At 63.2% G+C, this 12356-nt stretch carries 13 protein-coding genes and 2 pseudogenes; 11 read left to right on the top strand and 4 right to left on the bottom strand.

What is annotated here, in order from left to right; all coding sequences use genetic code 11:
* Positions 1–40: 40 nt before the first annotated feature.
* Positions 41–920, top strand: a pseudogene (locus QNA09_RS27640) (polysaccharide deacetylase family protein).
* On the opposite strand, the pseudogene QNA09_RS27645 reads toward QNA09_RS27640, so the two are convergent.
* Positions 917–1690 (bottom strand): annotated as a pseudogene (locus tag QNA09_RS27645) (IS630 family transposase); the annotation flags it as partial. The pseudogenes QNA09_RS27640 and QNA09_RS27645 overlap by 4 nt on opposite strands.
* 28 nt (positions 1691–1718) lie before the next feature.
* Here QNA09_RS27645 and QNA09_RS27650 point away from each other — a divergent pair.
* From QNA09_RS27650 to QNA09_RS27695, 10 genes are all read left to right on the top strand, one after another.
* A complete protein-coding gene (locus QNA09_RS27650; protein ID WP_055476446.1) occupies positions 1719–2375 on the top strand; it encodes an N-carbamoylsarcosine amidohydrolase in 657 nt (218 codons plus the stop codon).
* Positions 2376–2476: 101 nt separating this feature from the next.
* Positions 2477–3619: an MFS transporter gene (locus QNA09_RS27655; RefSeq protein ID WP_020171244.1), complete on the top strand. Its 1143-nt coding sequence runs from the start codon at positions 2477–2479 to the stop codon at positions 3617–3619.
* Between the two features lie 75 nt (positions 3620–3694).
* Entirely contained in the window at positions 3695–4561 is an 867-nt protein-coding gene (locus QNA09_RS27660) for an aldo/keto reductase (protein WP_006897059.1), read from the top strand.
* Positions 4562–4699: 138 nt separating this feature from the next.
* On the top strand, positions 4700–6163 hold the full coding sequence (locus QNA09_RS27665; protein ID WP_006897058.1) for an aromatic-ring-hydroxylating dioxygenase subunit alpha: 1464 nt from the start codon (positions 4700–4702) through the stop codon (positions 6161–6163).
* Positions 6164–6165: 2 nt separating this feature from the next.
* Positions 6166–6777 carry a 3-phenylpropionate/cinnamic acid dioxygenase subunit beta gene (locus tag QNA09_RS27670; RefSeq protein WP_006897057.1) on the top strand — a complete coding sequence of 204 codons (612 nt, stop codon included), beginning with the start codon at positions 6166–6168 and terminating at the stop codon, positions 6775–6777.
* Positions 6774–7079 (top strand): hypothetical protein, encoded by a 306-nt coding sequence (locus QNA09_RS27675; RefSeq protein WP_006897056.1) that lies wholly within the window; start codon positions 6774–6776, stop codon positions 7077–7079. Before QNA09_RS27670 ends, QNA09_RS27675 begins: the two co-directional genes overlap by 4 nt.
* 48 nt (positions 7080–7127) lie before the next feature.
* Positions 7128–7325, top strand: a complete 198-nt coding sequence (locus QNA09_RS27680) for a ferredoxin (RefSeq protein ID WP_006897055.1) — start codon at positions 7128–7130, stop codon at positions 7323–7325.
* Positions 7322–8557, top strand: a complete 1236-nt coding sequence (locus QNA09_RS27685) for an NAD(P)/FAD-dependent oxidoreductase (protein ID WP_064257515.1) — start codon at positions 7322–7324, stop codon at positions 8555–8557. The genes QNA09_RS27680 and QNA09_RS27685 overlap by 4 nt, the downstream gene beginning before the upstream one ends.
* Positions 8554–9303 carry a class II aldolase/adducin family protein gene (locus tag QNA09_RS27690; RefSeq protein WP_064257514.1) on the top strand — a complete coding sequence of 250 codons (750 nt, stop codon included), beginning with the start codon at positions 8554–8556 and terminating at the stop codon, positions 9301–9303. The genes QNA09_RS27685 and QNA09_RS27690 overlap by 4 nt, the downstream gene beginning before the upstream one ends.
* Before the next feature lie 46 nt (positions 9304–9349).
* Positions 9350–10150, top strand: a complete 801-nt coding sequence (locus QNA09_RS27695; protein ID WP_064257513.1) for an IclR family transcriptional regulator — start codon at positions 9350–9352, stop codon at positions 10148–10150.
* Between the two features lie 44 nt (positions 10151–10194).
* On the opposite strand, the gene QNA09_RS27700 is transcribed toward QNA09_RS27695, so the two are convergent.
* From QNA09_RS27700 to QNA09_RS27710, 3 genes are all read right to left on the bottom strand, one after another.
* On the bottom strand, positions 10195–10575 hold the full coding sequence (locus QNA09_RS27700) for a hypothetical protein (protein WP_156665538.1): 381 nt from the start codon (positions 10573–10575) through the stop codon (positions 10195–10197).
* Between the two features lie 207 nt (positions 10576–10782).
* Positions 10783–11577: an IS21-like element helper ATPase IstB gene (gene istB / locus QNA09_RS27705; RefSeq protein WP_064257511.1), complete on the bottom strand. Its 795-nt coding sequence runs from the start codon at positions 11575–11577 to the stop codon at positions 10783–10785.
* Positions 11574–12323, bottom strand: a complete 750-nt coding sequence (locus QNA09_RS27710) for a hypothetical protein (RefSeq protein WP_248957591.1) — start codon at positions 12321–12323, stop codon at positions 11574–11576. Before QNA09_RS27710 ends, istB begins: the two co-directional genes overlap by 4 nt.
* Positions 12324–12356 lie beyond the last annotated feature (33 nt).

Genomic DNA, 12356 nt, shown 5'->3' on the forward strand with positions numbered 1-12356 from the left:
TGTCTGATACAAACAACTTCGAAGAGGAAGCTGGAATCTAATGCACAACTCGCTTTACGACTATTCACCGATTACTGAGCGTCCACGATTCGAGTGGCCGGGCGGGAAGAAGGTCGCCTTCTACGCGGGCGTCGCGGTGGAACACTATCCGGTCGACAAGCCGTCGACATCAATTTTTGCCGGAACAGCTGGGCTGACCCCGGACCCCCTCAACTATGGGTGGCGAGACTATGGAATGCGGGTGGGGATCTAGCGGATGATCGAATCGCTCGATCGTCACGGAATGCGGGCGACCGCCTTTGTGAACTCTGACGCATGTTCGCTTTATCCCCAGGTCATCGCGGCCGGAAACGAGCGCAACTGGTCGTGGGTGGCTCATGGTCGCGACAATTCGACCTTCCAGAACGGGATGGAGAAGAGCGTAGAGAGAAAATATCTTGAAGAGGTCGTGGACGAAATCGAGCGGCACACGGGGACTCGTCCGACTGGTTGGATCGGTCCCGCGCTTACCGAGACATTTGAGACACCTCAGATTCTCGCCGAACTGGGGCTGGAATATGTGCTGGAACTGGTGCGCCGACGACCAGCCGTTCTATCTCAATGGCGAGAAGCCGATGCTCAGTGTTCCGTACTCGACCGTTTTGAATGATGTGATGCTGTTCGGCGGAAACGGTCTCAGCGGTGAGGGCTTTGTCCAGCTGATTAAGGACCAGTATGAGCAGCTGTCTAAGGAAGCGGATGACCATGTGCGAGTAATGGGCATTGGCCTTCACCCGTTCATCATCAACCAGCCGTTCCGTCAGAAGTACCTTGACCTGGCCCTGGATTTCATCGCCGAACAGGACGATGTTTGGATTACTACGTCGGATGATATCGCGGCTCACTTCAAGAATAATGTTGCGGATCGTCCTGCGGCCTAGTGTCGCGTTTCTGAAGTTGGTTTAGGGTTGGCTTTCGCGAGGATCTGTTCGGGAGTTTTGGTCCAGACGAATGGGTGTTTGCGGTCGTTCCAGCCCGTGATGAACTGGCGAATCTTGGCATTGAGGTCCTTGACGGATGTAAAGACACCGCGGCGGATGGCCTGCCGGTCGATGATGCCGAACCAGACTTCCACGAGGTTGAGCCAGGACCCGGACGTCGGGGTGAAGTGCACGTGGAACCGCGGATGCTGTGCCAGCCACACCTTCACCGCCGGGGTTTTGTGGGTGGCGTAGTTGTCCATCACCAGGTGCAGGTCCACCTCCGGGTAGGCGCGGTCGAGCTGACGCAGGAACGCCAGGAACTCCTGATGGCGATGCTTCGGCTTGACCGCGCCGGTGACGTGCCCGGTCGCAATGTCCAACGCGGCGAACAGAGTCGTCGTGCCGTGCCGCTTGTAATCGTGGGTGTGCCTTTCGATGCTGCCGGTGCGCATCGGCAGCATCGGCGCGGTCCTATCCAGCGCCTGGATCTGACTCTTCTCGTCAACACACAACACGATCGCGTTGTCCGGTGGCGCCAAGTACAACCCCACCACGTCGGTGACCTTCGCGACCAGTTCGGGATCGGTGGAGAACTTGAACGTTCCGGCCCGCCAAGGCTGCACGCCGAACTTGCGCCACGCCCTGGCCACGGTGGCGTTACCGATCTTCAGATGATCCGCCAGCAGGCGTGAGGACCAGTGCGTCACCCCGTACTTCTTCGGCGGAGGAACAAAGCAGAGAAGAGAAGAGACAACAATGTCTATCAGCAATGCCGTTGAAGAATACGAACGTCTTCGAGCAGATTTCCGAGCCAAAGGTTTGGGCGGCCGGACCGGCTTCGGGCAGCGGCCAGCGCTGCTGGTCATCGACCTGATCCGGGGGTTCACCGACACCAGATCCCCCCTGGCCGGCGAACTCGACTCTCAGTTGCAGGCCACCCAACAACTGCTTGCAGACGCACGCGATGCCGACGTGCCCGTGATCTTCTCGACGGTCGCCTACGATGCGGACCTTCAGGAGGCCGGCAAGTGGATCCGCAAGATCCCTTCCAACAGCTGGCTGATGGAGGGAAACGAGTGGGTGGAGCTGGATGAGCGACTGGGTCGTCGCGAGAACGAGATGCTGCTGGTCAAAAAGTACGCGTCCTGTTTCTTCGGTACCGATCTGGCAGCTCGTCTGATCTCCCGGGGCGTGGACACGGTGATCCTCCTCGGATGCACGACCAGCGGATGCATCCGCGCCACCGCTGTGGACGCGTGCTCCTACGGATTCCACACAGTCGTTGTGGAAGAGGGCGTGGGAGACAGAGCAGAGCTGCCACACCTGGCAAGCCTCTTCGACATCGACAACAAGTACGGTGACGTCGTGAGCCTGGAGGACGCCAGCGCCTACCTCCAGCATGTCCACCAGTAGAGACGCCGAATACGGACACCGGTGACGAAAGCTCATCGGCCAGCGCATCAGCGGATCCTTGAGGACGTCGATGCGAAAGAGTTACCACCACGGGAAAGCACATGGACTCCGTCAACTATGACAGGGCCTTGAGCGCGCTGGCCATCATCTTGTTCAGCTTCGCGCTGGGCACTTTGTCCGTTGTCGTCCCTCTTTTGGGTGTGCATGCGGGCTACACCCCCAGTGAGATCGGGCTGCTGGTCGCCGTGGCTGCCATCGCACAGCTGATCACCCGCCTGTACATGGGCGCGTTGATGCGTCGGATTCCGGACAGGTCCTTCCTCGTGGGATCCGGGCTGATGATCGCGATCTCGTGCGCACTGCTCGCGATTTCTCCCGCGGTCGTGTTTTTTGTCGCGTCCCAGTTGGTCCAGGGAATAGCCCGGGCGTTCTTCTGGACCAGCAGCCAGACCCACGCCGTTCGTACATCCGCCGCACCGGTCAGTGGCCTCCGGGACGTCAATCTGGCGGCGGGGATCGGTGCGCTTCTCGGCCCCACGGTGGCCGGATACCTCTGGGAGGCCTCGGTGCAACTGCCACTCATGATGGGGATCGTCGCAGGTTCCGTCGCCGTCGTCCCCGCGGCCTTGTTGATCAGGTTTCCCCCGTTCGCGGCCAGGCCTTCTTCACCCACTGGCAGGGATGTCCGTCTGTGGCGACGACCCGGTGTCAACGCTGCCTGCTGGATGAACACGGGCGCAGGGGTTTGGAAAAGCCTTCTGGACTCCTACGTCCCTTTGGCCCTGTCCCTGGCAGGCCAACCGGCTGCAGTCATCGGTATCCTGCTCTCCATCGCCAACGCCACCGTTCTCGTCGGTAGTACCGCCAGCGGGTGGGTCCGGCGCCGGGGCGTCAGGGCGTCTCTGGTCATCGGGATGATAGCTACAGGGCTGGGACTGGCCGCAGTGGGACCGTTCGCCGGTCTGACCGCCCCGGTGGCCATTGCCCTGGCCATCTCCGGCATCGGTGCCGGGGTCCTGCAGACCGTCGGTCCGGCCATCGCAGCGGAGAAGGTGCACCCAGAAGAACGCGGAGACGCCCTCGCATTGACGGGCACTTTCCGCGCCACGGCGCTCTTCCTCTCACCGCTGGGCATGGCCGGGCTGGTCACCCTCGTTCCGGTGACCGCGGCCCTGCTGGCCGCGGGCCTGCTCATCATCACCCCAGCTGCAACCACCTGGAGATCCAACAAAGATGTCGACTGACCGACACAGACCCCGAGGCTCGCGCTATTTGCCTCCGGTGACAAGAAAGCAAGACGTTTCGACGAGAGGCTGTCCATGACGACGAAAACCCATCCGAGCGATGACCCCGCAACGGTCCCGAGGCTCCGACTGCGGCACGGGCATAGCATTCCGCATCTGGGCCTGGGCACCTGGCCACTGGTGGGGGAAGAGTGCGAGACGGCCGTCCGCTACGCCATTCAAAGCGGCTACCGGCTCGTCGACACCGCGTTCCAGTACCGCAATGAAGACGCGGTGGGACGCGGTGTCCGCACTGCCGGCGTTGCGCGTGAAGAGCTGTTCGTCTCCAGCAAGTTCAACAAGGAGTCCCACAGCGTCGACGGTGTGCAGAGGGCCTACGACCGCAGTCTCCAAGCCTTGGGCCTGGACTACCTGGACATGTTCATGTGCCACTGGCCCGTGCCGGCCTTGGACCAGTACACCGAGGCATGGAGAGGCCTCGTCAAGCTCTTGGACGAAGGCCGTGTCAAAGCGATCGGTGTCTCCAATTTCAAGCCGGACCATTTGGAGAAGGTCATTGCCGCGACCGGCGTGGTTCCTGACGTGAACCAGATCCAGCTCAGCCCCGATCTCGCACGGCTACCCCCGCGGGCAGTGCACCAGGACCTGGGCATCATTACCGAGGCCTGGAGCCCTATTGGTCGCGAATCGGGACTGCGTGACCACCCCATCGTGGTGCAGATCGCGCAACGGACAGCAAAGAGTCCGGCGCAGGTTCTGCTCCGCTGGCACGTCCAGCAAGGAATCGTCCCGATCCCGCAGGCCGCCAAACCCGCATGGCTGGTCGAGAACATCTCGGTGTTCGATTTCTCCCTGACTGCCGAGGAAATGGCCGCCCTGGCGAGGCTGGACCGCGGAGAGAACGCCGCCCGCGACTCCGACTCCCCCGAAAACGGCCACTGACCCTTGCCGCACCCACCCGTACCTGGCACGAAGAGTGGGAGGGGTTGACGTAGATCACAAAATGCGGAAACCTCTTCACGACAGAGTGGACCTCTGCTCTACAGACTGACTGATCGATGATCGAGAAGGAGCTCTCCCATGGCAGACCATCACGGCGTCCTCGAGGACGTACGGCGGGGCATGATCCCTGCACATATCTACAACGACAAAGAGCTCTTCGAACTCGAGAAGGAACGTCTCTTCAGCCGCAGCTGGCTGTTCGTCGCCCACGAGTCGGAGGTCCCCGAGGCTGGTGACTACGTGGTCCGCAGGGTCCTCGAGGACTCGTTCATTATCTCTCGGGACGAACAGGGCCAGGTCCGGGCCCTGTTCAACATGTGCCTCCACCGGGGCATGCAGGTGTGCCGGGCGGAGATGGGCAATGCCTCCCACTTCCGTTGCCCGTACCACGGTTGGTCTTACCGCAATGACGGGCGCCTCGTTGGCCTGCCGTTTCACAAGGAGGCATACGGCGGGGAGGAAGGCTTCAAGAAGAAGGGCCAGACCTTGTTGCCTGCTCCCTCGCTGGCCACGTACAACGGTCTGATCTTCATCAGCATGGACCCGGATGCCGAGCCCCTGGAGGAGTTCCTGGGGGACTTCAAGTTCTACCTGGACTACTACACGAAGCAGAGCGCGGACGGCATCGAGCTGCGTGGCCCTCAGCGTTGGCGGGTCAAGGCGAACTGGAAGATCGGGGCCGAGAACTTCGCCGGGGACATGTACCACACGCCCCAGACCCACACCTCGGTGGTGGAGATCGGCCTCTTCCGCGAGCCCAAGGCGGAGAAGCGCAAGGACGGCACCACGTACTGGGCTGGCAACGGTGGCGGCACCACTTACAAGCTGCCCGAAGGTGGCCTGGAGGAGCGCCTGCGCTACGTGGGCTACCCGGACGAGATGATCGCCCGGATGAAGGAGCAGTGGACCCAGGAGCAGCTCGACGTGGTCGGCAAGGACGGGTTCATGATCTCGGCGGCCTCACTGTTCCCGAACATGAGCTTCGTCCATAACTGGCCGCGGGTCGAAGAGGGCTCCGACGAGGTGCTCCCCTTCATCTCTATCCGCGTGTGGCAGCCGATCAGCGAGAACGAGACGGAAGTCCTCTCGTGGTTCGCCGTCGACAAGAACGCGCCGGAGGAGTACAAAGCGCTTTCCTACAAGGCGTATCTCATGTGCTTCGGCAGTGGCGGCATGTTCGAGCAGGACGACGTCGAGAACTGGGTGTCCCTCACCAATACTGCCGCCGGCTCCATGGCACGGCGTCTGCTGCTCAACAGCCGGATGGGCATGCTCGAGAACGGCGAGAACGTCGTCGAGGCCCTGTCCCCCGAGGAATACTCGGGACCCGGCGCCACCCGTGTCGGCTACAGCGAGTACAACCAGCGGGAGTTGTTGCGCCGGTGGGCCGATCACCTCGAACGTCCGGTAGAAGCCGCAGCGCAGGTGCACGTGGGCTCGGACCCGGTGCAAGCGCCACCGGCCGCCGGATCGGGGCCCGCCCGCCCGGCCTGCGGCAGCGCAGAGACCGCGCCCGCAGCAACCCTTCACGAGGAGGTCTGATCATGAGTGTTGGAACGGCACACGAGAACGAGAACTTGACGCTGTCCGAACAATCGGCGCTGGGAGCCCACGCCCCGCGTACTCAGCGGACGGGGCAGACCCTGCCTTTCAACGATGAACTTCACCTGGAGGCGCATCGTTGGCTGGTCGATGAGGCGTACCTGTTGGACGCCCAGGACTACGACGAGTGGCTCTCCCGGATCGCCGATGACGTGCACTATCTCATGCCCGTCCGCGTCACCACTGCCCTGGGCGCCGGATACTCCACCTCACCGGGGATGGCGCACTGGGACGAGAACAAGTACTCGCTCAGTCGCCGCGTGGCACGCTTCGCCACCGAGCACGCGTGGACCGAAGACCCCCCATCACGGCTGCGCCACTACATCACCAACGTGCGCACCTTCCGCACCCCCGACCCGCAAGAGATCATCGTGGACTCGGCGGTTCTTCTCTTCCGCAGCCGTGGTGACGTCGGGGAGTCCTCCACTGTCTCGGCAGGACGCGAGGATCTCCTCCGCCGTACCTCATCCGGGTCCGGGTGGGAGCTGGCCCGTCGCACCATCATGGTCGACGAGTCGGTCATCCGCATGCAGAACCTGGCGATCTTCCTGTGAAACTGGAATGGGAAGGCGAGGAGGAAGACCGCCTCGCGGCGATCCAGGCCACCGAGGAACGCCGCCGGCTCGAAGAGCACGTCACCGGCAAGCCGATCGTGATCGCTAACGAGTTCTCGGAGGTCCAGGTCACCCGCATCGAGACCCGCAACGGTTCGCGGCTGATGATTCAATCTCCTCGTTCGGGCCAGTGGGTAACGCTCTGTCCGCTGGAACTGGAGTCCCTGACCTGGCAGGCCCCGGCCACGTTCTCGGCCATGATCGGACACCCTTTCGGGCCGCTCGTGGCCGAAGACGAATAAACACCCCAACCGCCAGAGCACCACCGTCTCAAGCTAAGGAGTTCGACCATGCCCGTTGTAAAAGCCGATCTGCAGGCCTGTCAGGGATACGCGAACTGCGTCGTCGGAGCCTCTGACTACTTCGACCTGGACGACGACGGGATCGTCGTGCTGCTCCAGACCGAAGTCCCCGAAGCCGACCGCGCCCGCGTCACCGAAGCCGCGCGCAGCTGCCCGGTCTCCGCACTGGTGGTAGAGGACGCATGAGCCCGGGCACCGTCGTCGTCGTCGGGTCCTCCATTGCCGGGGTGCGCACCGCGCAGTCCCTCCGGCTGGAAGGCTATAAGGGGGAGATCATCCTCGTGGGAGAAGAGACCGAACTTCCCTACGATAAGCCGCCATTGTCGAAATCCGTTCTTGCGGGATCCGCCGACGAGGACTCTATCCGGCTGCTGACACAGGAGCAGGCCGATGCCGAGGACATCCAACTCTTGCTGGGGCACCGCGCTGTCGATCTGGACGTCGCCGAGAACCTGCTGAAGCTTGAAGGGCATGACCCCCTTCGCTACGACAACCTCGTCATTGCCACCGGAGCATCACCCCGGCCCTCTCCCTGGGGCCAGTCTCCAGGGATTCACGTGCTGCGCACCCTTGAGGACGCCCGCGAACTACGTGGGGACCTTCTCCGGGGTGGGGCGCTGGCCGTTATCGGGGCAGGGTTCATCGGCGCCGAAGCGGCAGCCACCGCCCGCGGCCTGGGATTGGAGGTCACCGTCATCGACCCGGTGCCCGTGCCCATGAGCCGCCTCTTTAACCCTGAGATCGGCCAGTGGTTCGCAGACCTTCACCAGGACAACGGGGTCGACACCATGTTCGGCACCGGAGTGGAAGCTATCGAAGGCGAGGAGGGCAACTTCTCCCTCCACCTGACCAACGGTGAGAGCGTTCAGGCGGCCACCGTGCTGATCGGTATTGGCGTCATCCCCAATGACTCCTGGCTTAGCGCATCCGGCCTGCTGGTGGACAACGGGGTCGTGCTCAACGAGTACTGTCAAGCCCTCGACGCTGCGAACGTGTACGCCGTCGGCGACGTAGCCCGCTGGCGCCACCAGAAGCACGGCGAGGACGTCAGGACCGAGCACTGGACTAACGCGGTGGAACAGGCCGCCTGCGTGGCCTACAACATCATCCATCCGGAACAGCCGCGCGCCTACACGCCCATTGAATACGTGTGGAGCGACCAGCACGACTGGAAAATTCAGGTCGTGGGACGCGTCGGAGGCAATGTCGACCACGTCCTCATCGGACACCCGCAGGTCCACGGCAAGTTCGCCGCCCTCTACACCACCGACGGCACCACCGTCCGGGGCGCAGCCATCGTGAACTGGCCCAAAGCCCTCATTGCCTGCCGTCTGGGCATGGCCAGGGGCATCACGGTGCAGGATCTGCGCGCCAAGCTCGAACCCCAGTTGGAGCCACCGCCGAGGAGGGCGTCATGACACCCGGAAACTTGCTGCCCCAGACCGAGAGCGTCAGCCGGGAACATATCGCCCTCGCCTGCCGGGTCTTGGCCCATCGGGGCCTTGCAGATGGAATCTTGGGTCACATCAGCCTGAAAATTACCGACAGCACATTGCTGGTGCGCTGTCGCGGCCCGTACGAACGCGGACTGGCGTATACGCAAGCCGAAGACATCCGCATGGTGGACCTCGACGGCAATCCCGCCGCCGACGGCGAGCTCGCGGGCGGATACACGGTCCCCAACGAACTGCCGCTGCACACCGAGCTCTTCCGGCGCCGCCCAGACATCCGGGCTGTCGTTCACGCCCATCCCCCGCGAGTGGTTGCCGCCGACCTGGCAGGGCTTGCAGTACGCCCCATCGTAGGGGCGTACGACATTCCCGGAGCCCGCCTCGCCGCCAACGGGGTGCCCGTCTATCCCCGCGGAGTACTCATCCGCGACCGTCGGCTCGCCACCGAAATGGCCGATGCCATGGGAACAAGGCCCGTTGTTGTGCTGCGGGGCCACGGCCTCACCAGCGCGGCCGAAACCGTCGAGCAAGCAGTTCTCCAGGCCATCAGCGTGGACGGCCTGTCCGGGTTGGCACTGCAAGTGACTTCGGCTGGTGGGCACCTCGTCGACCTGCCCGACGCCGATATGGCCGAACTGCCCGACCTCGGAGGAGCATTCAACACAGAGACTGCTTGGAGACATGAACTCGCACGACTTGGTGAGCCTCGTTGACGGCCTGCGCCCTAGCCGGACAGAGACTGAACCCCCGGTCAGTAACATGAAGCTCATGTCCGCATCACGGGCGGAGGACGACTCCAGATACGGCCCTCCTCCGCAGTACCCCATCGAATCCGTCGACAACGCACTCCGATTGTTGCTGCTCTTCGAGACTCGGCCGAGCATCCGGCTCACCGATGCCAGCAAGTACCTCGGAGTGGCGTCATCTACGGCCCATCGCCTCATGGGGATGCTCCTCTACCGAGGTTTCGTACGGCAGAACCCTCAGACCAAAGCGTACGAACCCGGACAAGCACTCAGCTCCATCGCCTTCGCCATACGGCGCCACGTCGACATCGGAACGCTAATTCGTCCAGCAATGGAAAGGGTATTCGAGGCAACCGGAGAGACGGTGCACTTTGCCGAGCTCAAAGGCTCGAACGCACACTTTCTGGAGGCCATCGAAAGCCAACGTGCCGTCCGCGTTGCCTCACGTCAAGGTGCGATGCTTCCTGCCAACTGCACTGCAACGGGCAAAGCAATGCTGAGCCTACTCACCACGGAACAACTGCATGCCCTGTACCCGTATGAGGAGCTCCCGGGTCTCACCAAGGGATCTATCATTTCCCGTTCCGATCTGGAGCGTGCCCTCGAAACGATTCGGCAAACCGAATACTCAACGAGCCAGGAAGAAAGCGAAGACGGCGTCATGTCAGTCGCTGTTCCCATCACCAGCCCGAGCGGAGGATACTACGGGATCAATGTATCCGTGCCCGCTCACCGCATGACTGAACAACTCCGCACAGAACTCGGAGCTATGCTCCAGACAGCCGCCAAAGAAATCCAGAACTTGCTCGTTTAAGGATCTCGACGGCCAGTGACGGTGGTGCTGTGGACAGGACCACCTCAGCTCAGCGGCGATTCTAGAGAGTCGATTCTCCGCAGTCGGAGCCCGAAGAAGAAGGAAATGACCACGGCGACGGTTGCCATAGTGACGAGCATCGCCCAGGTCAGTGTCGAGTTACCGAGGCTAAGGGCCACCCCGGTGAGCATGGGGCCGATGGTATTGCCGATGTACGTGCCGGTCTGGACAATGTCGGTGGCCGCTGCGGTGGCCCCAGGCGCCATGTGCGAGATGAGGAAGTGCACCAGACCTGGCCACCCCCACCCCAGGCCCACCGCTAGCAGGACACCTACCACGTAGCTCCAGGTGGTGGGGATCGCCATGAGTGAAAGCCCGACGGCGCAGACGATGAGTGCTGTCTGGATCAGAGAAAGTGCTGACACGCCGGAGGTTTGCTGTAGCGGTGAGGCGCGGGGACGCACGCCCCGCTTCGGAAATCGAACGTGCCCCCGCTGAGGGGCCGCACGGGAGCGGGTCCCCTTGTGTGCGTTGAACTCCCCGTTGCGGTCGCCGATCATAGCGGCGGCGAACGGGCACGTATGGCCCGTGCAATGTGTTGAACGTTGTCAACGGCGGGTGAAAATTGACCCCTATGTGACGGGCGAATTCTGACCCCTCTGGTTGTTGGTCTGTGCGGTCATGAGGTCTCGTCGTGCTTTGGTCCGGTAGGACTGGCCGCCGAGGGTGAGGACCTCGGCGTGGTGGACGAGACGGTCGATCATCGCGGCGGCGACGATGTCGTCGGCGAAGATCTCGCCCCAGCGGCCGAATGGCATGTTCGAGGTCACCAGGATCGAGCCCTGCTCGTAGCGGTGAGCCACGAGCTGGAAGAACAGGTTGGCGGCGTCGGAGTCGAACGGGATGTAGCCGACCTCGTCGATGATGAGCAGCTTGTAGCGGCGCAACTTGCGCAGCTCGGCCTCTAGGCGGTTCTCGGCGTGCGCGGCCTGAAGCCTGGCGAGCCAGCCGACGGCGGTGTCGAACTGCACGGCGTAGCCGGCGGCGATCGCCTTGTATCCGAGGGCGATCGCCAGGTGGGTCTTGCCCACTCCGGGCGGCCCGAGCAGGACTACGTTGTCGGCCTTGCCGATGTAAGTGCTCGTCGCTAAGTGCGCGAGCACGTCTTTGCGCAAGGTGGGCTGATGGTCGACATTGAAGTCCTCGAGCGTCTTGACCTGCGGGAAGTGTGCCGCTCGCGTGCGGACCTGGATGCCGGAGGCCTCTCGGTCGGCGACCTGGCGGCCCAAGACTGCGGCCAGGTACTCCTCGTAGGTCCAGCCCTGCCTACGGGCGGTATCGGCGAGGTCGGCGAACACGCCCGAGATGGTCGGGGTCTTGAGCACCCGGGCTGCGTAGGCGACCTGGGACGAGGCGTCTTCGCTCATGCCGACACCTCCGAATCCAATGCTGCGTTCCCGGCGAAGTCGACGTCGTAGAGGTCGTCGTAGTCGCGCAGCGGGCGCACCACCGGATCAGTGAACGAACTCATCGGTGGTTGCTCGCGGGTCCGCTGCCAGTAGTCCACGCGCAGTTGCTTTGCCAGCTCCACATGCTCGGGGTTGGTGACCGTCCCGCGGCGGGACCAGCTGCGGCGGTGCTCAGCCACCAGGGCGCCCGCGCAGTTCACCGTCACCGTATGCAGGCTGGCGACTACCTCGACCAGGCGACCGATCACGCGGGGGTCGACTGAGTAGTCCACCGAGTCGATACGGACGTAGTAGTCCCGCGCCAGTCTCACCGTCGTGCGCAGGCCCGTGGTCGGTGCGACCGGCGGAAGGGCGAGCATCCGGGCCCGGTCCTCGACTAGTGCGTCGACGGGTCGAGCTCCCAACACTCGCACGGTGCGCGAGTTGGCTGTTTCCAGCCACTCGGTGAGCTGGCCATTGAAGTCCTCGGGGCCGGTGAAGGTCCGGCCCGCCATGAACGACTGGCCGAGGTAGCCGTTGTGTCGTTCGACCATCCCCTTGAACTCTGGGTCCCGCGGCGGGGCAATGACCAGCTTCGACGACAATGTCCCGGCGAACGCCGCGGCATCGACCGTCGGCTTGCCCGCCGAGGTCGCGATCGCCGATTCCCGGTCCCACCACAGGCGATGGGATACAGCCCCGAGCTGGCCCAGCAGCAGCCACATGCCGGCCAGGATGTCCCCGGCCATCCGGGAGGG

Origin of the sequence: Rhodococcus sp. AH-ZY2, from assembly GCF_030916465.1 — a bacterium.
GTDB lineage: Bacteria > Actinomycetota > Actinomycetes > Mycobacteriales > Mycobacteriaceae > Rhodococcus > Rhodococcus ruber.

What these genes read in the sequence shown, in the direction of transcription:
- QNA09_RS27665 (WP_006897058.1), top strand. Translation starts at nt 4,700, where the DNA reads ATGGCAGACCATCACGGCGTCCTCGAGGACGTACGGCGGGGCATGATC.
- QNA09_RS27655 (WP_020171244.1), top strand. Translation starts at nt 2,477, where the DNA reads ATGGACTCCGTCAACTATGACAGGGCCTTGAGCGCGCTGGCCATCATC.
- QNA09_RS27650 (WP_055476446.1), top strand. Translation starts at nt 1,719, where the DNA reads ATGTCTATCAGCAATGCCGTTGAAGAATACGAACGTCTTCGAGCAGAT.
- istB (WP_064257511.1), bottom strand. Translation starts at nt 11,577, where the DNA reads ATGAGCGAAGACGCCTCGTCCCAGGTCGCCTACGCAGCCCGGGTGCTC.
- QNA09_RS27710 (WP_248957591.1), bottom strand. Translation starts at nt 12,323, where the DNA reads ATGTGGCTGCTGCTGGGCCAGCTCGGGGCTGTATCCCATCGCCTGTGG.
- QNA09_RS27680 (WP_006897055.1), top strand. Translation starts at nt 7,128, where the DNA reads ATGCCCGTTGTAAAAGCCGATCTGCAGGCCTGTCAGGGATACGCGAAC.
- QNA09_RS27695 (WP_064257513.1), top strand. Translation starts at nt 9,350, where the DNA reads ATGAAGCTCATGTCCGCATCACGGGCGGAGGACGACTCCAGATACGGC.
- QNA09_RS27660 (WP_006897059.1), top strand. Translation starts at nt 3,695, where the DNA reads ATGACGACGAAAACCCATCCGAGCGATGACCCCGCAACGGTCCCGAGG.
- QNA09_RS27685 (WP_064257515.1), top strand. Translation starts at nt 7,322, where the DNA reads ATGAGCCCGGGCACCGTCGTCGTCGTCGGGTCCTCCATTGCCGGGGTG.
- QNA09_RS27670 (WP_006897057.1), top strand. Translation starts at nt 6,166, where the DNA reads ATGAGTGTTGGAACGGCACACGAGAACGAGAACTTGACGCTGTCCGAA.
- QNA09_RS27690 (WP_064257514.1), top strand. Translation starts at nt 8,554, where the DNA reads ATGACACCCGGAAACTTGCTGCCCCAGACCGAGAGCGTCAGCCGGGAA.